The 23,604-nt window shown below is 38.3% G+C and carries 17 protein-coding genes; 6 read left to right on the top strand and 11 right to left on the bottom strand.

Annotation, left to right across the window (positions count from 1 at the left end; all coding sequences use genetic code 11):
- Positions 1–67: 67 nt before the first annotated feature.
- Positions 68–751 (bottom strand): cell division ATP-binding protein FtsE, encoded by a 684-nt coding sequence (locus CWD90_RS01495; protein WP_103474148.1) that lies wholly within the window; start codon positions 749–751, stop codon positions 68–70.
- 147 nt (positions 752–898) lie between these two features.
- Between CWD90_RS01495 and CWD90_RS01490 the strand changes: the two genes are divergently transcribed.
- The 6 genes from CWD90_RS01490 to CWD90_RS01465 all read left to right on the top strand — a co-directional run bounded on the left by CWD90_RS01490 (position 899) and on the right by CWD90_RS01465 (position 9,228).
- Positions 899–3,919, top strand: coding sequence for a tetratricopeptide repeat protein (locus CWD90_RS01490; protein ID WP_103474147.1), 3,021 nt, complete (start codon positions 899–901; stop codon positions 3,917–3,919).
- Between the two features lie 25 nt (positions 3,920–3,944).
- On the top strand, positions 3,945–5,696 hold the full coding sequence (locus tag CWD90_RS01485) for a TonB-dependent receptor domain-containing protein (RefSeq protein WP_103474238.1): 1,752 nt from the start codon (positions 3,945–3,947) through the stop codon (positions 5,694–5,696).
- A gap of 427 nt (positions 5,697–6,123) precedes the next feature.
- Positions 6,124–6,549: a hypothetical protein gene (locus CWD90_RS01480; RefSeq protein ID WP_103474146.1), complete on the top strand. Its 426-nt coding sequence runs from the start codon at positions 6,124–6,126 to the stop codon at positions 6,547–6,549.
- Between the two features lie 155 nt (positions 6,550–6,704).
- The gene (locus tag CWD90_RS01475; protein WP_103474145.1) at positions 6,705–7,790 is read left to right on the top strand and encodes an OmpA family protein; all 1,086 of its coding nucleotides are present in this window, start codon (positions 6,705–6,707) and stop codon (positions 7,788–7,790) included.
- A 124-nt stretch (positions 7,791–7,914) separates the two neighbouring features.
- Positions 7,915–8,106, top strand: coding sequence for a cold-shock protein (locus tag CWD90_RS01470; RefSeq protein WP_103440382.1), 192 nt, complete (start codon positions 7,915–7,917; stop codon positions 8,104–8,106).
- Between the two features lie 405 nt (positions 8,107–8,511).
- A complete protein-coding gene (locus CWD90_RS01465; protein ID WP_103474144.1) occupies positions 8,512–9,228 on the top strand; it encodes a sugar isomerase domain-containing protein in 717 nt (238 codons plus the stop codon).
- A 16-nt stretch (positions 9,229–9,244) separates the two neighbouring features.
- Here the strand turns inward: CWD90_RS01465 and CWD90_RS01460 are convergent, their stop codons facing one another.
- The 10 genes from CWD90_RS01460 to CWD90_RS23610 form a co-directional block, all read right to left on the bottom strand.
- Positions 9,245–10,519, bottom strand: coding sequence for an Nramp family divalent metal transporter (locus CWD90_RS01460; RefSeq protein WP_103474143.1), 1,275 nt, complete (start codon positions 10,517–10,519; stop codon positions 9,245–9,247).
- Positions 10,520–10,523: 4 nt separating this feature from the next.
- Positions 10,524–11,192 carry a bifunctional 4-hydroxy-2-oxoglutarate aldolase/2-dehydro-3-deoxy-phosphogluconate aldolase gene (locus CWD90_RS01455; RefSeq protein WP_103474142.1) on the bottom strand — a complete coding sequence of 223 codons (669 nt, stop codon included), beginning with the start codon at positions 11,190–11,192 and terminating at the stop codon, positions 10,524–10,526.
- A 7-nt stretch (positions 11,193–11,199) separates the two neighbouring features.
- Positions 11,200–12,423, bottom strand: coding sequence for a 6-phosphofructokinase (locus CWD90_RS01450; protein WP_103474141.1), 1,224 nt, complete (start codon positions 12,421–12,423; stop codon positions 11,200–11,202).
- 159 nt (positions 12,424–12,582) lie between these two features.
- Complete coding sequence (locus tag CWD90_RS01445) at positions 12,583–13,344, bottom strand: SDR family NAD(P)-dependent oxidoreductase (RefSeq protein ID WP_103474140.1); 762 nt, start codon at positions 13,342–13,344, stop codon at positions 12,583–12,585.
- 29 nt (positions 13,345–13,373) lie between these two features.
- A complete protein-coding gene (locus CWD90_RS01440; protein WP_103474237.1) occupies positions 13,374–14,675 on the bottom strand; it encodes an MFS transporter in 1,302 nt (433 codons plus the stop codon).
- Between the two features lie 237 nt (positions 14,676–14,912).
- Positions 14,913–15,620, bottom strand: coding sequence for a FadR/GntR family transcriptional regulator (locus CWD90_RS01435; RefSeq protein WP_103474139.1), 708 nt, complete (start codon positions 15,618–15,620; stop codon positions 14,913–14,915).
- A 209-nt stretch (positions 15,621–15,829) separates the two neighbouring features.
- Positions 15,830–17,155, bottom strand: a complete 1,326-nt coding sequence (locus CWD90_RS01430; protein WP_103474236.1) for a RagB/SusD family nutrient uptake outer membrane protein — start codon at positions 17,153–17,155, stop codon at positions 15,830–15,832.
- Positions 17,156–17,174: 19 nt separating this feature from the next.
- Entirely contained in the window at positions 17,175–20,357 is a 3,183-nt protein-coding gene (locus CWD90_RS01425) for a SusC/RagA family TonB-linked outer membrane protein (RefSeq protein WP_103474138.1), read from the bottom strand.
- A gap of 675 nt (positions 20,358–21,032) precedes the next feature.
- Positions 21,033–21,410, bottom strand: coding sequence for a cupin domain-containing protein (locus CWD90_RS01420; protein WP_103474137.1), 378 nt, complete (start codon positions 21,408–21,410; stop codon positions 21,033–21,035).
- A 71-nt stretch (positions 21,411–21,481) separates the two neighbouring features.
- Positions 21,482–23,536, bottom strand: coding sequence for a polysaccharide lyase family 7 protein (locus CWD90_RS23610; protein ID WP_103474136.1), 2,055 nt, complete (start codon positions 23,534–23,536; stop codon positions 21,482–21,484).
- Between the last annotated feature and the right edge of the window lie 68 nt (positions 23,537–23,604).

Genomic DNA, 23,604 nt, shown 5'->3' with positions numbered 1-23,604 from the left:
TACAATGGCCCGCTGTTTATGGTCAGCTCAATAAAATAATGTGGATTTAGACTGGAACTATTTCTTTTTAAACTGCTCGTTGTATAACTTCAAACACCTTATTGCCATCACACTTCAATGTCTTGGATGGATATTTAAGAATAAGGGCGTAGTCGTGCGTGGCCATTAGGATAGTCCTCCCTGTTTTGTTGATGTCCTGAAGTACTTTCATTACCTCTACGCTGGTTTGAGGGTCTAGATTCCCTGTTGGCTCGTCCGCAAGAATTAAATCTGGATCATTTAGAAGGGCTCGTGCTATGGCAATCCGCTGTTGTTCTCCACCCGATAGTTCATGTGGAAATTTAAAGCCTTTTGTTTTCATGCCTACTTTATCCAAGACATCTTCAACTTTGGCGTTCATTTCGCTCTGGTCTTTCCAACCGGTAGCTTTTAATACAAACAGTAGGTTATTGTTGACGTTGCGATCCGGTAATAATTTAAAATCCTGAAAAACAACTCCCAGTTTTCTTCTCAAATATGGGATATCCCTTTCCTTTAAGGTGGTGAGATCGAAATCCACAATGTTGCCGCTCCCTTGCTTTAACGGGAGGTCGCCATATAAAGTTTTCATAAAGCTACTTTTTCCACTGCCCGTCTTCCCTATAAGATATACGAACTCTCCTTTTTTTATTTCAAGGCTAATATCGTTCAGTACTAAATTTTCTCCCTGGAATACGGCTACATCCTTCAGTTGCAATATGCTTTCGCTCATAGTTTTTAATGTTGATATAAATGTAATAAGTTCCTGTGGAAATAAACCAAATCTTCTTTAAAATTCTTTTTCTTTATCATATACTTGAGGACATTATTTATCGTTATATAATTTAATTACGGTAATTCTTAACTTCTAGAGAACATTATGCTAAGAAAAAAAACCGCTGTAATACTGTGTTTTTTTGGGTCTTTGTTTATTGCGAACGCCCAAGAATCAAAAATCTATACTTTTGACCAAAAGGACTACCAGGAAGCTTTGGCCTTGTATAACAATAAGCAGTATCAAGCAGCTCAGACAATTTTTGACAAGGTAAAAAACAATACCAGGGATGAAGAGACCCAGGCCAACAGTGCGTATTATGCCGCTACGGCTGCTATTCGCCTAAATCAGTTGGGGGCGGACAGGTTAATGGAGGAATTTGTGGAAAAGTACCCTACTTCTACCAAGCGCAATTCGGCCTATATTGATGTGGCCGATTATTATTTTGAAACTGGAAAATATCCTTATGCCTTAAAGTGGTATGGCAAGGTAGATCAAAGTTCCATGTCCAGAAAAGACAAGGAACGCTTCAGTTTTAACAATGGATATGCTTTGTTTTCATCGAACAAACCCAAAGAGGCAGAGCGTTATTTAAACCAGGTCACCACCTCACCAACATACGGGTCCCAAGCAAAGTATTATTTGGGATATATTGCGTATCAGCAAGATGATTATGCACAGGCCAATCAGCGTTTTGATCAGATAACGGATCAAGAATTGTTGGAGGAAAAACTGTCCTATTATCAGGCAGATATGAATTTTAAACTGGGCAAGTTTGAAGAAGCCATTGCCTTGGCAAAAAAACAATTGCCAAAATCTGATCGTAATGAGGTGTCAGAGCTAAACAAAATAATTGGCGAGAGTTACTTCAATCTAAAACAATATGCCAATGCCATACCTTATTTAAGCGAATACAAGGGTAAGAGAGGTAAGTGGAGTAATACCGATTATTATTTTCTGGGTTATTCCTACTATAAGCAAGGCGATTATGCCAATGGGATACAGCAATTTAATAAGATAATTGATGGGAATAATGATGTTTCACAAAATGCCTATTATCATTTAGCGGAATGTTATCTGAAATTGGATAAAAAACAAGAGGCTTTGAACGCGTTCAGAAATGCTTCCCAAATGGATTTTAATCCAGAAATTCAAAAGGATGCCTATCTAAATTATGCCCGATTGAGTTATGAAATCGGGAATGCTTACGAGCCGGTACCCAAAGTTTTGACTACTTACTTGGAAAAATATCCCAATGATGCCCATAAAGAGGAAATGCAGGAGTTATTGGTAGACTCTTATATCACCTCAAGAAATTTTGCCGGGGCGATGGACCTTTTGGAAAAGAACAAAAACTTTGCCAGTAAGGCTACGTATCAGAAGGTGGCCTTTTATAGAGGAGTGGAATTATTTTTAGAGTTGAACTTTGAACAGGCATCAGCCGTATTCAAAAAATCTTTGGACAATGCGGAGGATCAATATTTTAAGGCTAGGGCTAGTTATTGGAAAGCGGAGTCGGACTATAATATGAACCATTTTGATGAGGCCTTGGCGGGATACCTTCAATTTAAATCCATTCCCAGTGCTAAATCGACCCCTGAATTCAAAGACTTAAATTATAATTTGGCATATACCTATTTCAAGTTAAGAGATTATACCAATGCCATAGCCGCATTTTCCAGTTATGCTGAGACCAGCAACGATGGTGAAAAATTGAACGATACCTACCTGCGATTAGGGGATAGTTATTTTGTTAGTAGTAAGTATTGGCCTGCCATTGAAACTTACAACAAGGCAATAGCTAGGAATATTCCGGAGAGCGATTACGCTGCTTACCAAAAGGCATTGAGTTATGGATTTGTGGACAGGAGTGCCACCAAAATAGAGGAGCTTTCCAATTTTGTATCCAGATATCCCAACTCAACCCTAAAAGATGATGCATTGTTTGAGTTGGCCAATTCTTATGTTAGAGCCAATAATACCGAAAGAGGGTTACAGCTTTACGACCAATTGATCGGAGATTACAGAGGAAGTTCTTTGGTGCCACAAGCTATGTTGCGTCAAGGATTGGTACATTATAATGCCAATAGAAACGAACAGGCTTTGGCCAAATTTAAAACCGTAGTCCGGGACCACCCTAATACACAGGAAGCACTTCAGGCAGTAACTACCGCCAAACTTATTTATGTGGATTTGGGTAGGGTTAATGATTATGCCCAGTGGGTTAAAGGGCTTGATTTTGTGGAGGTGACGGATACTGAACTGGACAATGCCACTTTTGAATCTGCGGACAAACAATATATTGAAGGTAACCGGGATGCTGCCATAAAGGGATATGAAAGCTATGTTAAACAATTTCCAAACGGATTAAATTCATTGAAGGCCAATTTTAATTTGGCACAATTGTATTTTGGAAAGGGCCAAAAGGATAAAGCCTTGCCCTATTTTAAAAATGTTGAAGGGAGAGGGACCAATGAATATGCTGAACAGGCACTTACTAGGGTATGTGAGATTTATGTAGGCAAGAACGATTACGTAACGGCTATTCCTTACTTAGAACAATTGGAGTCCAAGGCTGAAATTCAGCAGAACATCACCTTTGCCCAATCCAATTTAATGAAAGGCTATTATGAACAGTCAGACTATGACAAGACCATTACATATGCCGGAAAAGTATTGTCCAATTCCAAAATAGACAACCGTATAAAAAGTGATGCGCAAATAATGATCGCAAGGTCGGCCATTAAGACCAATGATGAAAACAGGGCAGAGAAGGCGTATGCGGAAGTGCTGAAAATTGCTACGGGAGATTTAGCGGCTGAAGCACTTTATTATGATGCCTTTTTTAAGAACAAGGCTCAAAAGTATGAGGCTTCCAACGCTTCAGTTCAAAAATTGGCGAAGGATTATGCCGGGTATAAGGAATGGAGTGCCAAAGGATTGATTGTTATGGCTAAAAACTTTTACGCATTGGGAGATGCTTTTCAAGCTACCTATATTTTGGACAGCGTTATTTCCAATTTTGGTGATTTCCCTTCTATTGTGGCCCAAGCCAAACAAGAGTCATCTATAATTAAGGCAAAAGAAGCCCAAAGTAATTCTTCTATTAGTACAGATGGAAATTAAAAATTCCTTGCAAAAAGAACAATATATGCACAAGCACATAAAAATATCCATATTCGCCATTCTTGGTTTATTTCAAATCGGATTGGCACAGGACGATAAAAAAGATTTAGGTACTGAAACGGTGACTGTGGTAAAGGCGTATGCACCAACCATTTCGGATGCTTTTAAGGTGAAGTCCATGCCCACCTTGAACGATTCCATTGTTTTACAAAAAAAACCTATTAATTACAGTATATTTTCTGTTCCCGTTGTGTCAACTTTTACGCCTGCCAAGGGTAAGGCTTCAGGGGTGAAAAAGTCTCCTCCTGAAAAGATATATAACTCCTATGCATCCGTAGGTTTGGGCAATTATAACAATGCTTTGGTAGATTTTTACACCAGTAGTGCCTTGAACAGGGACGAGCGATTGGATATAAGCCTTAATCATCATTCCTCAAGGGGAGAAATTGATGGTACTGCTTTGGACAATGTATTCTACAATACCAAATTGGACGCCAATTACACCAAGAAGGATAGGGACCTAAGTTGGGGGGCAAATATAGGAGCACAACATCAGTTGTATAATTGGTATGGAATCCCCAACGGATATTACACTGAGGAAACGGTGAACGAAATAGATGAAAAGCAGAACTATTTTAATGCTTTTGCAGGAGGTTTTGTAGAAGTGGAAGACTCTTTCTTTAAGAGTGCCGATTTATTGGTAAGACGGTTTTGGGATGCTACTAAATCAGGTGAAAATAGAGCAGTTCTAAAATCTGCCTTCGAATTTCCATTGGGAGATGAATTATTAACGCTTAGGGCCAAGGTAGATTATTTGGGCGGTAAGTTTGAAAATGGGCAGGTTGCGAATGACACCAATATTCCCGGCATAGATTATTCCCATTTGCAAGCGGGAATAAATCCCAATATCAATATCTTGGGAGACGACCTTTCACTTAATCTGGGGGTCAATTTGGTATATGGTATGGATATGGAGAATAGTGAAGGCAACTTTTATATTTATCCCAAAATAACGGCATCCTATCGTTTGTTAGATGAGGTAGCCATTGCTTACGGTGGAGTAGAAGGGGAGTTAAAGCAAAACTCGTTCTATAGCTATGTGGAAGAGAACCCATATGTTTCGCCTACCTTGGACATTCAGCCAACAGACCAACAATACGATGCCTATATAGGATTAAAAGGGCAATTGTTGCCCAACCTTAGCTACAACTTAAAAGGATCTTATACCGCCGAAAATAGAAAACCACTCTTTTTGCTAAATCCTGAAAATACCTCCAGGACCGATGAAAAAGGGTATTACTATGGAAATAGTTTCCAGGTATTTTATGATGATGTAAAAACATTGGGCGTTTTTGGGGAATTAAATGTTGATGTAAATCGTAATTTTAGCTTGGGAATTAATGTGCAAGTGTACGATTACGATACGGAAACCGACAATCCTGCTTGGAACCTACCCGGTCTTACGGCCTCTACGTTTCTAGATTATCAAATAGGGGAAAAGTGGTTTATGGGGGCCAATCTATTTTATGTTGGAGAACGAGATGATCTTTACACAGTAGCGTCTCCTGGAACCCTACCGGAAAATTTTACAATGGCGGCGATAACTTTGGATAGTTATTTTGATGCCAATGCGCATATTGGCTATCGCGTAAATGAACAATTATCCGTGTTTGCAAAGGCCAACAATATTGCCAACCAGAATTACATGCGATGGAATAATTACCAAGTGCAAGGTTTTCAGGTATTGGCTGGCGCCACATATAAATTTGATCTATAGGATTATATAAATATTTAGAATTTGAAGTAGGTTATATTGCGCCAAAAACCCCGTGGTATTTTATGGCCTATGTGAAGGTACCTTCTGCCTTTTACCTTCTCTTATGGAGGTGGAAAGGCAGTAAGGTATTTTTATTATAGTAAAGCTTGTCCCATATTTAATATACTTTATCGAATTGATTCTTCTTGATTTGTTTAGAACTTGTATTCCCGGACAATGTTCTCCAGGATTTAAGAGATTTTTCATTAATACTGCGCCAGTAAAAATTGAATAAAGTTTCCTTTGAGAAAGTATATTTGAAAAAAATCATCCCATTTATCACTCTGAAGTGCCATTTGGTCACAGAATGGCAAAAAATATATTCTTTTGTTATCGGATATACTTGTTTTGTAGTATTGATCAATATTAATTTAAATACGTTATCAAGATGAAAAATTTTAGAAAATTGTTTTACGCTTTTATTTTTTTGGTATCCTCAAGTATGTCACTTTTGGCAGTAAACCCAATTCATGGAACTTTAGCTCCTACTAATCAAAAGGAATTACTTGCTAAAGTATATAAGTCACCCGTTGGGACATGGAATTATACTGTGGAAGATGTTCCTTATGAATATAGTGCCGGTGTGCTAATTGTTACGAAGGAAAAAGACGGATATAAAGTAGAACTAAAAGTGAATTATAATACCTTGACGGCTACACAAGTAAAGGTTGACAAAAATATAATAAACTTTTCGGTTTATATAGAAGGAGGGCAGGTACAAGTTTCCTTGGAAGTGAATGATGATGTTATAAAAGGTAAGGCCAATTCGCCCGAGGGGACATTTTTATTGGAAGGAAAAAGAACTAAATCCTAAAAGTTAAATAGAGGTGACGGTTGTAATATCCAGTCTCGCTTTAAAAACATCCTTGAATTTGAGGATGTTTTTTTATTTTTGGATAAAACGTACTCAAACTTTTTGTCAGATAGGTTTTCCGTCAGTAAGCAAGTTTGACTTACAATTTGTTCAGTATGATGAAATTTACTGTAGGTTGTAGAAATTGGATTTGGATTTTGGGAGTATTATGCCATGGTCAGAACATATCCCAAAACCTAGTGGAAAACCCTAGTTTTGAATCATTTTTGGAATGCCCGGATCATTTAGGGAATTTTGGACAAGACCTTAAATATTGGTCTGTACCCACACTGGGGAGCACCGATTATTTTAATACCTGTAGTCTTAGTATGGGAGTGCCCAAGAATTTTATGGGACATCAGGCCTCAAAATTTGGAGATGGTTATTTAGGATTTTATATGTATGCCCCTGGAGATTATAGGGAGTATATTCAGGGAGAGCTGAGCCAACCTTTGGAGAAAGATCTTTCATATTCCATTTCCTTCTATTTAAATCTAGCCGAGAATTCTGATTATGCCATTCGTGATTTTGATATTCTATTGTCTTCCAGACCATTGGAAATTAAAATAAAAAAGGGACTCACCAAATGGCAGCTTTCTAAAATTGAGGGGAACAATTTTACTTTTATCGAGATTTTGGGAGACCATTTCTTTACTGATGAGAATTTATGGACAAAGGTATCCACCACATTTGTGGCAAACGGCTCTGAGCGGTTTATAACGCTGGGTAATTTCAAGGACAATGCCACTACAAGACGAAAGAAATTGGCAAAGGAAAAAAGCGTTAAAGGGGCCTATTATTATTTGGACATGGTATATTTAGGGGAGGGAATTCAGTCCTATGCTTTGGACGAGACCCATGTTTTTGAGAATGTATTTTTCGATTTTGATGAGTTTCAGGTCCAGGATATTGGCACTCAGGAGATAAAGCGAGTATTTAATTATTTACAATCTGATAAGACTTTACAAATTGTAATTAATGGATATACCGATGGTTTGGGTACCACTTCCTACAATATGGAACTTTCTGTTAATCGTGCGGCCGCGGTAGCAGATAGGTTAATACAATTGGGTTTGGCTAGAAAAAGAATTACGTGGAATGGTTTTGGAGCTAAAAGGCCCATTGCAAATAATGGGGAGGAAGAGGGTAGGGCCCTAAATAGAAGGGTAGAATTTATTATTTCCAAATCCTTTGAAAAGTAAGCATTTACACGGATTGTTGCATTTATTTCAGTTCTATGTTAAAATTCTTGGCTATAAATGATTGTGGTTCAAACTTTTGGAACTATATTTGATTTATAATAAGTAATTAATTTAAATTTTAGTAATGAGTAGAGGAACAGTAAAATTTTTCAACGATGCCAAAGGATTTGGGTTCATCACCGAAGAAGGTTCTAACAAAGAACATTTTGTACACATCTCTGGTTTAATCGACGAAGTTCGCGAAGGCGACGAAGTTGAGTTTGAACTAAAAGAAGGAAAAAAAGGATTAAACGCAGTAAACGTTAAAGTTATTTAATAAATACTATTTAATTTCCTAAGACCCAAAGCCTATCATTTGATAGGCTTTTTTTGTTCGTGAGACCCGTATTTCAAAAGCCGCAGGCGCATTGGAATAGGATGGTCGAACGAACCCCGCCTTTTGGCGGGGTTTTCGGTTTAATACCCAGGTCTTCGGGTATGTCCATTATAGGAGCCTAGTATTTGGTTTAGGTTTTAATGCCATTTATTAAGTTATGAATTTGGAAATTGTTGCTCCACAATGTGCTGATATGGCTTTATATTTTTAGACCTTAGCTGGGCATAGTTTTTATTCTTTATATTGGTCTATGGAAACATTTATTTACATTATTGATAAATAGGCAAGCTATTCCCCATATTAATATTGATAGTTTCCTTCCCTAACTAAAATGCTATTGTTCCTATGTTTGAATATTTAGATAAAATAAAATTACTCATAGACAAAATGTCCATTGATCAACAAGATCAATTGGTCGCTGCTTCAAAAATGGTTGCGGAGGTCATTAAGAACGATGGAATAATTCATACTATTGGCACGGGTCATTCGCAAATGATAGGCATGGAGATGTTTGGAAGGGCTTCCAACTTGGCCAATGTCAATGCTATAATGGACGATATGGTTCTTATGTCCGGTGGGGCAAGGAGATCTGGGGCAATGGAGCAAATAAGTGGACTTGCCGAAATTCTTTGGAATAAATATCAATTTAATAAGGGGGACTTACTGATCGTTGTTTCAAACTCTGGTAGAAATGCCTTACCACTAGAGATGGCCATGAAGGCCAAAAAACAAGGTTTAAGCACTATCGCAATCACTTCTTTGGAACAGTCTAAAAAGTATTCTTCAAGGCATGAGAGTGGTAAGAAATTGTATCAGATCACCGATTTGGTAGTTGATAACTGTGTTCCTTCTGGGGATGGAGTTATTTCGGTAAATGACCTCTTAATAGGTCCGGCTTCATCCGTACTGGGAATGATCATTGTCAACATTATTTCGACTGAAGCCATAAAAATTAATTTGGACAGAGGTGTAGATGTCGCTGTTTTTCAAAGTCAGAATATAGATGAGGCAGACAATGAAGCCCTCTATCATAAATATGAATCTAGGGTAAAACATCTATAGCACTATTAGTGGTCAACTAAAAAAAGTCGAACAGGGCCACAATCCCATTATAGGAGATTACAATTGAAAACAGTAGGGCGGCATACAAGCCCAAATTAAGCCAAAAACTTCCTTTGTGTTTGCCCATCAGTTTTTTATTATTGATCAATAAGATAATTCCTAGAATTACAAGAGGTAAGACGAAGACGTTAAAAACCTGGGACAAAATCTGCATCTGAATAGGATTGGCACCAAAAACGGGTACAATTAGAGCAAACAAGCATGCAATGGCCGTAATTATCTTAAACTGCTTGGAACTGGTGTCCAATTCACCTGATTGGTAATCGGCCAGGAGAATGGGTGCTATGAGTAGACAGGGGAATATAGAAGATAGTCCTGCACTTAAGGTTCCAAAAAAGAATAGGGTCAGTGCGAATTTCCCGGCGACCGGTTCAAGGGTATTTACCATATCCAAAACTTTGGTAACAGGTTGACCTTGGTGAAACAAGGCTCCGCTGGCTACGGCCATAACTGATGCACTGATTACAAAGACCAAACAGGCGGCTATAATAGCATCTTTTTTTTGTTGATTGAGATGGTTGATATTCCAACCTTTGCCTTTTACGAAAAGTGGTCGGGACAGAAAGGTGGCAGCAGCCATTGTAGTACCTACAAATGCAGCCACCATCATTTTCCCTCCCTCCACCTGGGGTATGGATGGTATTAATCCTTTGGCGACCTCAATGGGTAGGGGATAGACCATAAAAAGGGATATTATAAATGACAGCCCCATAATGGTGACGAAAATGACCAAGATCTTTTCGAAGAAGGCATACTTCCCTACCATTAGGAAACCGTACATAATTATAATGACTACTATGGCAATTGTTAATACGGATTCATAATGATAACCTCCTAACCCAGGAAAATAGATTAGGAATATCTCGAAGATAATGCTCGCAGAAATCCCTAAAATTCCCATTAATGAATTCCATTGTCCAAACGAAATTCCTATAATAATCATTATGGCAATGAGCTTTCCATATTTCAGGTGCTTCTTAAAAGCGTACAAGGCTGTTTCTCCAGTAACCAGCGCAAAATTGCCATAAGCAAACATCAAGATTCCGGAGAATACACAACTTAATAGCAAAACCCATAACAATTGCATTCCATAAGTGCTTCCCGCAACGATCATGGAGGTTACACTCCCCGTACCAATAGTATAACCAATGGCAAAAATTCCTGGACCAAAAGCCAATACTAGGGCCAAAATCTTTTTTAGAAACGATTTCTTAGTTGACGGGGTTTCCATACTTTTAGTTTCTTAGTTTTATAATGGACACTAAAGTATCGCGTACCGTATTTTCCAATCCTATAAAATCTTTTTTGTTCAAAATATCCTTGCTGATAAGCTGGGAGCCCAGTCCTACACAGGTAACGCCGGCATCAAACCAGCCCTTTAAGTTGGAGGCTTCTGTAGTTACTCCTCCAGTGGGCATTATACTTGTCCAAGGTTGTGGGCCTTTAATGGCCTTAACAAAAGAGGGGCCATAGGTAGAACCAGGAAATAATTTTACAATTTCACAACCCATTTCTTCTGCCCTGTTAATTTCGGTCAGTGAACCACAGCCAGGAGACCAAAGTACTTTTCTTCGGTTGCAGGCAATAGCAATATCCTCCCTGAGGGATGGGGTTACAATAAAATTGGCTCCCATCTGCATATATAGTGATGCCGCGGCAGCATCTGTTATGGAACCAACTCCCATAATCATGCCCGGCAGTTCTTTAATGGCAAATTTGTTCATTTCTGAAAAGACTTCGTATGCGAAGTCGCCCCGAGCGGTAAATTCCATCAATCTGGCACCACCGTCGTAGCAGGCTTGCAATACTTTTTTACCAAGTGCTATATCCGGATCGTAGAATAGGGGTACCATACCTGATTCTTTCATTGCCGTTGCTACTTCTATTCTTGAATATTGTGCCATTCGCTTTTTATACTTTATTTAATATCTTGTTGAAATCATAATCCGAGGGATTATCCAAATATACCTTTGCGCGGTCATAATCCTTTTCCTCCAAATAGTGTAGATTCTGAAAACAAAGTCGGATAAATTCGGAGTCTATATCCACCAATCTAGGTGCTATTTTTCCATCCTTATCCTGTAGGTCCGTCAAAAAAAGAGGTGATACTTCTCCTCTCGAATTGGCAGTAACAATGCATCCGCTCAGGCCTTCATCGAATAATTTCTTGACTCCCAGCCCTAAAAGGGTACATAATGTTAGGTCAAATCCAATTGGTCTGCAACATCGGAGTTCATAGCCCAGTTCAACAGGCCTACTTTTAATTTGTATATCCAGTTCTTTCAATCGCCGCTGTACCAGCATATTAAAAATGTGGGATTTACTAACATTGCCCAATTCGGGATGCCCGTGATCGTCGTATGTAAAATTTATGCCACAATGTTTAATTTCTGAATCTGGCATTATATGAAAAACGCCTTCACTAATTAGGGCAACACCGTAATTTATATTTTGGATTTTTCTTTTGACCATCGAGGAGATAATCAGTCGGACAACCTTATCGAAGGTAATATTGGTCTTGTTGAACATTTCAGGAATAACCATCATTGGAAAATGACAGCTAGCTGCAATTCCAAGAGCCAAATGCCCTGCAGACCTTCCCATGGTGGACATTACGAACCAGTTTTCACTGGTACGTGCGTCTTCATAGGTAGTAGTGCCAATTCTCACTCCCTCATCCTTTGCGGAATGAAAACCAAAGGTGGGATTCCTGTCCGGTAAAGGAAGATCGTTGTCTATGGTCTTGGGAACATGAATGTTGGAAATGATAATATTCTCTTTCTTCAAATAACCCGTAATTCTATTGGCAGTAGAGGCCGTGTCATCACCACCAATACTCACCAATAGTTTTACATTATTTTCAGAAAAAAGGGTAGTATTCAATTTTTCATTGCCGGGTTTGAACCGACTCATGATCAAGGTGGATCCTCCTCTGCTAAAGATTCGATCGGCATGGGGGAAATCGAATTCTTTTATTTTGGGATGTTCTGAAAAGATTCCTTTAAAACCTTCATGTAATCCAATGACCCTATAACCATCCTTTAAAAAAATCTTTGCTACTGTGCCTATTACAGCATTGATACCGGGCGCAGGACCTCCTCCGCAAATAATTAATATGGATTTTTTTTTGGCCATTTTTATCTTTTTAAAACATCACGTAATTTACAGCGACCTTACCACCCCAAGATTTATTAAAATTGATACTTCCCTTTTTTGTGTGTTTAAGAATTAGGTGGTAGCTAAATGCTAACCCGCTAATATTATCAACATTATTGCTTACTGATTTCTATCTCCTTAAATTCCTAAACCTTGTCCGCCACCAATTTGGATGGTTTCGGCTGTAAGGAAGGCGGCGTCTTTGCCTGCCAAGAACGAAATTACAGAGGCTACTTCTTCAGGTTGCCCTAATCTGCCCAACAAAATATTGTTTTTCCAGGAAGCGAAAACTTCAGGCTTGGTAGATTTAATTTCAGTATGGAAAGGCGTGTCAATGGTACCGGGAGATACTGCATTTACTCTAATCCCATATTCAGCAAGGTCTTTTGCCAATGCCCTTGTTATGGCATGAACACCAGCTTTGGATGTTCCATAAATTCCAGCTCCAGGTCCTCCAGCATTCCATCCAGCAATGGATGTATAGTTAATTATAGTAGGTAGGTCTCCCTTTTTAAGATAAGGTATGGCAGCTCTTGAAGCGAAAAACACTGAATCAAGATTTAATGCCATTACAAATCTGTAAAAATCCGTTGTCATTTCTTCAAACCTAGATCTTCCTCCCAGTCCACCTGCATTATTGACAAGAACATCAATTTTTCCATATTTTTTGCCAATTTTATTAATGTTTGCTGTTACTTGGTCTTCTTTTGTAACGTCAAATCCATAATATTCAGCTGTGATGCCTTCCGCAGTAAGCTCCTTAATTCTTTTAACTCCTGCTTCATCATCGATACCGTTTAAAACCACGGTATATCCGTCTTTGCCTAATCTCTTTGCTACTTCGAAACCAATTCCGCCGGTAGCTCCGGTTATTACTGCTACTTTTCCGTTTGTACTCATGTTATTAATTTTAATCTGTTAAGTTTAATTTAAATTTTGCTTTTAAGCGGTTCAATTTTCGGGCATAATATCCAAACACTCGCCATAGTTATTATAGCTAATGCAGCACCAATCACAAATGCCGGGGTATAATTACCACCTGATGTAAGCCAAGGGACTAATGCTGTTAATCCAAATGCTCCTAGCTTAGCAGCCATACCCGAAAACCCGGAAAGTGTACCTACTGTTTTTCCACCGAATAAATCACTGGGCAATGTCTGAACATTTCCAATTGCTGTTTGGAAACCAAATAAAATAATTGCCATTAATATCACAGCTGTTTCAGGTCCTCCTGGATTTGCCATCGCGAGTAAAGCAGGTAACATAATGACACATCCCAGTGTGATTACAAACTTTCGTGTTTTGTTCACCGTCCAACCTACTTTAATACGGTTTTGGGCTAGTAGCCCTCCAAACCAAGCTCCAATCATTGCTCCAACATAAGGCACCCAAGCATAAAAACCAATTGATTTTACATCCATTCCATAAACTTCGTTTAAGTAAATTGGTATCCAAAAAACAAACAACCACCAAATCGGGTCGAGAGCGGCAGATGCAATGATAACTCCCCAACTTTCTTTATGCTTTAGCATCTTAGCGGTAGTAGGATTGTAACCTTCATCAAAATCTCCATCCTCATCTGCATCTTGATTCTTCTGTCCGGTTAAGATGTAAACGCGTTCTTCATCTGTTATCCAAGGGTGTTTTTTAGGTGGGGATTTTACTAAAATCCACCATGGAATTAGCCATAATAAGCCCAGTGCACCTACCAATATGAAAATATATTGCCAGTTGAAATGGACAGATAATAAACCGATGACAGGGAAGGCAATGATTCCACCTATAGCTGCACCTGAATTGAATAATCCCTGTGCAAATGCTCGTTCCTTGGTTGGAAACCATTCTGCATTTCCTTTTGCTGCTCCTGGCCAGTTTCCAGCTTCTGATATACCTAACAAAGAGCGGAATATACTAAGACTTACCACTCCCTTTGCAAAAGCATGCATTGCGGTTGCAATTGACCAAAAACCAATCGATAATGTAAACCCGATCCTCGTTCCAAGCTTGTCAAAAATTTTGCCGAATATAGCTTGACCAAAGGCATAAGAAAATATGAATATTGTAGAGATTATTGCATAAATTCCTTTTCGTTCATCAGCGGTCTTATCTGGATATAAATCCGCAGCAATGTCAGGCCATAGAACTGGTAGGGCTTGGCGATCTATATAATTTATAACTGTGGCTAATGCGATGAGCCCTATAATCCACCATCTTAATCCCTTAACTTTCATAGTATTTTGCTTTGGTTTGTTATTATTGTTGCTATGTTGTGTACAGTCAATAAAAAGTAAGCAGACGAAATGCCTGTGCTTATCCAAATACCTGAATTATAGCTAAAATTTTTAGGGGTATTTAAATGGGTATTTTAAATACGACGTAATTTTATAATAATATTCTAAGTATTATTTCCCTTCAGTTATGTGTCGAAAGCGATAAAACTGTGCAATTCTATCCTTTCCTTCTTTTTATTAATCTTTAATGTTGTAACAATATTGGTATAACATTTTAAAATGTATTTTCATTTTTTCTTTGGCCAATTGGGGATCCTGTTTCTTTATGGCCTCATAAATATCCCTGTGTTCTTGAATGCCTATAAATGCGATATTCTTATCGCAGACATGATATTTGGTAAAATTTGTGAGGATCTCCGGGGTGATGGTCAGCATAAATGTGTTGATGGTACTATTGCCACAAGCTTTTGCTATGGCTAGGTGGAACAACAAATCTTCCTGTGTAGCATTTTCTCCTTTCATAACCTTTACGGTATATGCCTCCAAAGCCTCCTCCATTTGTTTCAAATCTTCCTCTGATCTTCTCAGCGCTGCCAACCTTACGGTTTTAAGTTCCAAAAGTATCCTTGTCTCTACCAAGGATTTAAAATCTGGCTCTTCCAATCCCAGTATGTCGGTAATCATACCGTTCATTGCTACAGGACCAATATCGGCAACGAACGTTCCGCTCTGTGGCTTAGATTTTAATAGTCCGTAAAATTCCAATGATTGAATGGCTTCTCTTACATTATTTCTGCTCACTTCAAATTTTTCGGCTAGCTTTCTCTCTGAGGGCAATTTGTCCCCAGGTTCCAAGTTCTTGTAATTAATAAAATCCTTAATCTTGGATATAATCTCTTTTTGTATTTGGTCGTTTTCGTTTTTTGTATTGATATCTATTTTCATGCTAATCGTGTATGGCTTAAATTGGTTGACCAAATTGGTTGGTCAAATCTACATAAAATCAATAACTGAATGAAATTTTAATAGTCTACGATTCCAAAATATAAGTTTTATTATTTCAGTTTTAAAAAATTTACCGGCCAGACCTAAAGCCGGTAAATTCCATTTAAAAAATTAACTATAATTACTTGAATTTATAATCTTACTGATTTTTAGTAACCATCATTTTGAGTAATAACTCCATCACTCGCAAGAATTTCTGAGTTTGGTATTGGAAACACATGGTAATTACTACTAATCGTTGCTCCCATTTCCACATCTACGGTACCCGTTCTCACCAAATCAAACCATCTATGTCCTTCAAGGGCCAACTCCACTCTTCTTTCGTCAGCAATAGCCTGTCTAACATCAGCTTGTGAACTTACTGTTCCAGTTAGGCTATTTAAACCTGCTCTAGTTCTTATAGGATCCAATAATGGAAGTACAGTTGTTGAAGGAGAACTATTTTCATTCAGTGCTTCTGCGTACATTAGAATAACATCGGATAACCTCAGTTCTATAAAGTCCTGATCCAGGGCTCCAGTATATTTGTTACTACCATTCATATTATCCGTATCTATAGTAAGCGCCTTTCTTAAATCTGTACCTCCACCAGCAGCACTACTGGCGTCAAAAGCAGCAATTAAGCTTGGATCTAAAGGGGTAAGGGCTTTTGTGTCTGCCCCGGTATACCATCCTACAAACGTGGTGGCTGATCCATATGCGTTTGGAACTGAAGTTGATAATTGGGTAGCAAAAATGATTTCTGAATTACCGTCGACTACAACGTTGGCAAAGTCGCTTTCTAAACTAACCCCTGCAGCGGCAGCACCACTTACAACAGCTCCAAGTGTTGTTGAAGCTTCTGAAAAATTCCCTCGGTACATATATACTTTTCCTAGAAAACCCTGAGCCGCAATTTTGGACGCGCGCCCACTTGCCAATCCAGAATTGTCTAAACCAGCTATTGCGGCTTGAAAGTCTGGGATGATTACGTTGTTGTATACGTCGGCAGCCGGTTGTCTTTTTAAAATGGTCAAATCCGATGGGCTGGGTGAAGGAGATAAATTCACGGTGACATCACCAAATACCATTACCAATTTAAAGTAAGACAATGCTCTTAAAAATTTGGCCTCCGCTATCTCCCTAGGCTTCGCTGAATTTTCAATAACGTTATTGGCACTTAAGATGGCCTTGTACAAATTGCTATAGAATGGTCGAAAAAATTGTTCTACCAAATCTAAACCTCCTAAATCTGCATTGTAGGTGTCAAATGCCGTATATGGGCTTTCTAACATCAACATATTGTCGGCCCTAAAGTCGCCCATCACACCCAGTGGAGTTGAACCACCGGTCTGATAGTAATACGCTGCATTCAAAACGGGTCCAAATTCCTCCAAAGCACTGGATTCAAGTAATAATGGTGGCGATTGATCCAAATCGTTATCACATGCTGTTATCAACAACAAGGAAACTACTGCTAGATATATAGTTTTCATTTTTTTCATTTTTTCTTAATTAAAAATTAACATTTACACCCAAAGTAAAACTTCTTACAAGCGGGCTCGCACCTTCTTGGTATCCGTAAGTTGTTGGACCAGCATAACCTGTATTTTCGATCTCTACACCTTCAGGGTTAAATGAGGTATAATTATCTGCCATTATGTACAACAAATTGGTAGCTGCAACATATACCCTCATAGAACCTATACCAATTTTATCCGTTAAATCAGAATCAAGGGTATAACCTAAAGTTATGTTTCTTAAAGCGGTAAAGGAAGCATCTTGAATCCCCGAACCATGTGCATTTCTGGTCTCCTGATAAAACTTGCCACTGGCATCGGCAATACCGTCATTATTGGCATCAAAACTGGATTTTAATCTACCGCCAAATTGTGATTTCCAGTAAATGGGGTCTATATTGTAAAGTTCTGCTCCTTGAGATCCTTGGAACTGGAACGAAAAATCAAAATTCTTGATGCTCATAGAACTTGAAAGTCCCCAATAGAAATCCGGGGTTGCGGATCCTAACTTTACATAATCTTCTTCATAGGTAATTTCACCGTCACCGTTTTGGTCTACGACATAATATTCTCCGCTGCCAAATCCAACGCCTCTGGATGGATCCGACATATGTATCGTTTCAACCTCACCAGTTACTTCATATCCCCACATTTCACCAATTTCACCTCCTACATAGTTTCTAAACTCAGGACCTCTTCCACTCGGTCCACCGTAAATTTGCCTGGGCAGTTCGGTCAATTCACCTAGATTGGTAATTTCTGATTTAGCAGTTGATAAATTGGCGTTAACATTCCAAGAGAAGTTTTGATCGGCAATTATTTTTGCATTAAGTTCAAACTCCAAACCGGAACTGGTCACATCACCGCGATTAAGTTTTATAGCAGGTGTCCCAAGAACTTCAGAAACACTTTGATTGATCAACATATCATTTACATCAGACGTATAATAATCTACACTCAATCTGAAACGGTTATTTATAAACCCTGTATCAACACCATAGTTTGTCTCTTTATTGGTTTGCCAAGTTAAATCTGGGTTTGCTATATCCTCCGGAATTAGAAATCCTGTCCCGAAAGCGGTCGGTGAGGTTCCCAAAATACTTAATGAGTTGTATGACCCTAAGAAAGAAGCCGTTCCTAAAGATCCAGTACTAAACCTAAGTTTAAATAGGCTAAACCCATCAGCATCTCCAAAAAAGGATTCATTATGAATATTCCAGCCTAAGGATAGTGCTGGGAATACCGCGTATTTTTCATTGGCTCCAAATCGTGAATCACCATCTCTTCTAATGGATGCCGATAGTAGATAACGATCATCAAACGCATAAGCAATTCTTCCAAAAAAACCATTTCTTGACTGAGTCTCATCTATCTCGTTGGTAATCACATCTGCAGGGTCAAAAAAATCATAATTTAATGGCAGACCAAATGCCACGTTTGATCCATTGTTTACAATTCCCTTATAATATGTATTTACAAATTCCATTCCAGCCACCGCAGATATATCGTGCTTATCAGCAAAAACTTTTGCATAATTTAAAGTAGTCGTACTTAAAACAGTAGATTTTTTTATATTGGATATATCCAACTCTGTTTGATTGGAACGTTGTTGACCATCTGATAATATTCCATGATATTCGTAGGTTTGGGTATCTTGAAGATCTGCTCCAAAAATGGTTTTTAAATTTAATCCTTCTATGATTTCATATTGTAAATAAGAACTCACGTTCCCAAAATATGTCTTTTTCCATCTTTGTGAATTATCAAACTTCGCCGCTACACCTGCATCTCCTGTTCCTCCAATACCATTTTGATTTCTACCGTATTGCCAATCGTGAGCTACATCACCAGGTTGCAAATCATAGATACTTGTAGGATCCAGACCTATACCTCTATAGTCTTGGTCAAATGATCTACCTATGTTATTTCCTGTAAATCCGGAATCTGCTAATGCCTGTCTGTTACGATCCAATTGTTGAACGAAATCTATTGAGGCTTGCGTATGGTATATAGGACTAATGCTATATGATCTTAAAAGATCTCTCATCTCCCAAGGAACAATATCTTGTTTGCCATAATAACCATTCATACTCAATCCGGCCTTTAATTTAGAACCCAAGTTGGCATCTACGTTCATACGTCCGTTATATCTTTCATAACCTTGCCCTTTTACTATACCTTCAGTGTTCAAATAACCAAGAGAAGCAAAAGCTTTTATATTTTCAGACCCTCCGCTTACGCTGAAATCATGGCTAGTTGAACTACCATTTTTGAAAAGCCAATCTTCTATACTTACTACATCAGGCGCATTAGTGAATGCATCTAGTCTGTAAGCCAATAAACCTGGGTCGGTTTCGGAAAGATCATATGCACTAGTCTGTAATTCACTGGCCCATTCGCCCGCAGTCTTAAGCATTTCAATGTCCTTCACATACTTGCTTGAGGTGCTTGTATATGAATTGTAACTAAAATTAACTTTTCCTGACTTTCCTTTTTTGGTGGTTACCAAAATAACACCATTTGCACCCAAAGAACCATAAATAGCGGCTGAAGCAGCATCTTTTAATACCTCTAAACTTTCTATATCGTTGGGGTTAACGGTGGCTAAATTACCTGAAATCGGATAACCATCCACAACAATGAGTGGCCCTGAGTCACCTGAAACAGAGGAAGCTGCCCTTATTTGGATCTTTGGATCCGCACCAGGTTCTCCACTTTGATTTTGTATCCTTACCCCGGATAACTTGCCTGCGAGGGCATCATCCACACGGGCCACTTGAACAGCAGCAACTTCATCACCTCCTATTTTTGCTACCGCACCAGTAAGATGTGATTTCTTTATTGTACCATATCCAACTACAACAACCTCATCAAGTTGACTTGCATCTTCTTGCATGATGATGTTCAATTGTTTTTGATTTGTAATTGATATCGATTGGGAAACAAAGCCCAAGGACGAGAACTGTAGTACATCCCCGTTTTTTACCTCAATTTGGTAATTTCCATCAAAGTCTGTTGCCGTTCCTGTAGTAGTGTTGGCAATAATTACATTCACTCCTGGCACTGGGACGTTTGCGGCGTCCGTTACCGTTCCAGAAAGCATAAAGCCTTCTTGGGCAAACAGTGCAACATTAATGAGCAATAACGCTCCTAAAATGAGTTTCTTTCTTAAATTCATTGGTGTTTGTATTGAGTTAGAATTGTCAATTTTCGATTTCGTTAATCGAAATCAGATTTTTAAATGTGTTTGTGCATTCACATTTTTCCCACTATTTACTAAATCACGCAATCTGGTTAGAATTCAATGTATTTTTTTATCTTTGCAGCAGGCGTGTCGTAATAAATTATTACATGTCTAGGTTATTACTTCCCTTCAGAATGAAGTAAACTTTTTAAAAAAGGATGGGTGTGCACCCGTCCTTTTTTTTGTCAAATTTTATGGTCTATTTTCAAGTATTTTTCTTTTAACATGCTTGGTATTGTATTAGTTTTACTGGTAAACCAAACTGGTCAACCAGATTGGTTTACCAAATATATGTTATTTATTCGTTAAAAAAAAGAACAAATTAAAATTTAACATTTGTAAGGGTTAGAGGCTGAAAATGAAATGATTAAATCATTCTTTTTAGACCTAGGGCAATATTGGGCTATGAAAAGGCAAGCCCACCGTTAATATCTATTTGCCCCTGTTTAAAGGATGTTTAGGAAGAAGCAAGGCAAGCCACTGTATTTGCAATCTCTTTAGCTTAGCCTTCTCGGCGTAGTGCGGTTGTTCCTGTTAAGGTCTTTTAGCTTTCAGTTTACCGGCGTTGTTTATGTCATTAAGTCTTCCCGAAAAGGACAGTTTTTTTTATTAAGACTGTTTATCTCCAAAATAAGATACCTCTCCACCGCTTAAGAAATCTTCTCTTACAGGACTAAATGTGTCAATTAGTATCCCTTCTTCCAAACAAACTGCACTATGCAATAGATTAGGTTCAATATAAACTCCATCTCCTGCTTCTACAATTTTCTTTTCTCCATTAATTTCAAATTCAAATTTACCTGCAACACAATAGGTAGCTTGTGTGTGAAAATGTTGATGTGGGGCACCTAATGCTCCTTTCTCAAATTTCACTTTTACCATCATGATTTGGTTATCGTAACCTAAGAACTTTCTTGATACTCCTCCTCCAAGTTCTTCCCATTTCATTTCTTTTGAGATGATGTACTTTTCACTAAATCGTTTCATTTTTTTATGATTTTAATATGTCTTTACTCTTTTTTAATAGCGATCAACTGCTTTATATGAATCAATTCGATTTATTTTGGTGGTGTACCCTGACCTATTGTTGCTTCCCTAAACCATACTTCCGTATAACAGCCATTTTCATATTGTTTGGCGATATCACCTCCATAGGTGTCTGCACCCGCAAACCAAACCATGTTTGTTTCAGGACTTTTTCCATTGGTTTGGTTATAAGCGCCTTGTTTGAAAAAATTTAACTCTCCACTATAGGCGGTGGCGCGTTCTGTCCCATCTTGTCCTATTGGCACGAATAGTTTCCTTACTTGTTCTGGCTGGTCTGATTTTTTCACATATTCAGAGGAAATTAGATTTTTAGTAAATGTTCTTGTTTCGTGATTATCACTTTTGAAGGTGAGATACATGATACCTTTATATACATTTACCTCATAGCTGAATTCTTCACCCAATTCTATTCCATTCTTTGGCTCAGCGGGATAGTCATTTTTACTTATTCCAATTACAGACATATCATTCCCCCAGACAGCGGTTGATAACTCCCACCTTCCAGCATTATCATCACCTGCTGTATTGATTTCATAATTCCAAAAGACGGAACCCTTAGTGTGACCAGGAAATTTCTTATAAAATATTTTTAGAGGTTCATTTTTATGTCCTTCACCACTATGAATTTGTCCAACTACTGTTGCGTAAGAGGCTGCAACTCTGGCGTCGCCAGAAATAGACACTTGCATAACCTTACAGGTGCCTGTTAGCTTACCTCCTTCCTCAGGCTTCCATTCTCTTTTTTCGTGTAGCTCTGTCCTTGTATTGCTGGAGTTTTCTGAAGTGACACCAGAATTAGGTGTTTTATAGACTACCCAACGCCTTGTACCATCAATTACAGTATAGAAAAAATCTTTGTTTTCGAACGCAGTGATATCTTTTACCTCCGTTCCGTCCCCCATCAATATTTTAAATTTATCCATAAAAGGAATCACCTCATTTGGATAAACTGTTTTCGTACTTAAGCCATCATTCGCTTGGAAATATCCTGCATTGGATATTGCATCATTACTAATGGTAATATTCGCTGATTTAAACCAAACCTCGGCGTAATTGCCATCGGCATATTGTTTTTGAATATCACCGCCATGGGTTTCGGCACCAGAACACCAAACCTTATTTACCTTAGGGTCTTTTCCATTCGTTTGGTTGTACGTACCCAATTTAAAAAAGAGGCCTTCACCGGTATACGCTTCTTTTCGCTCGAGGCCATCCTGACCTATAGGGACGAATAGTTTCTTGACCTGCTCTGGCATCTCAGAACGTTTTGCAAATTCAGACGAAATAAGATTTTTAGTAAATGTTTTGGTCTCATGCCCGTCACTAGTGAATGTTAGATGCATCATGCCATCCTTAATCTCTACTTCATAACTGAACGCTTCACCTAGAGCAATACCATCTTCTGGTTCTGGCGGATAAGTGTTTTCATCAGTACCAACAACAGAAAAGTCATAGCCCCATATAGGAGTGGAATAATCCCACCTTCCAGCATTATCATCACCTGCTGTATTGATTTCATAATTCCAAAAGACAGAACCTTTATTATGGCCCGGAAATTTTTTATAAAATATTTTAAGCGGTTCGTTCTCGTGCCCATCTGCACTGTGAATCTGGCCAACCACTACTGAATACGTCGAAGCAACGCGAGCATCGCCCGTAGTCGACACATTCATTACCTTAAGGGTGGCATTCATTTTAGCCTTAGTCATTGGTGACCACTTCTTTAATTGTGCCAGTTCGGTTCTTGTATTGTTCGAAGAACCATGGGTGTTTCCTGCATTTGGTGCTTTAAATACGACCCAATCACCATTTTCATCAGTTGCAGTGTAAAAGTAATTTTTGTTCTCATAGTCAGTTGCCTGGCCTACATTAGAACCATCACCTAGGATTAAATTCCAATGTTGAAAAAATGGTATGATGTCGTTTGCATTACGACCTATCGCGACATCTTCAGTTTTGTCAGTAGGTTTTTGTTTTTTGTTTTCAGCACAGCTATGAAATAACAAAATGACACTTATTATAAATAGCTTATGGACAAAAATTGACTTAAATATTTTTAAGTTCATAGTATATAATGTATGGGTTATGTTTAATTCAAAAACAGTACGATGTCACTTTTTTACAATGACTAAAT

The organism is Arenibacter catalasegens, assembly GCF_002909235.1.
Classification (GTDB): Bacteria; Bacteroidota; Bacteroidia; order Flavobacteriales; family Flavobacteriaceae; genus Arenibacter; species Arenibacter catalasegens.
This window is presented reverse-complemented; position numbering and strand designations above follow the sequence as displayed.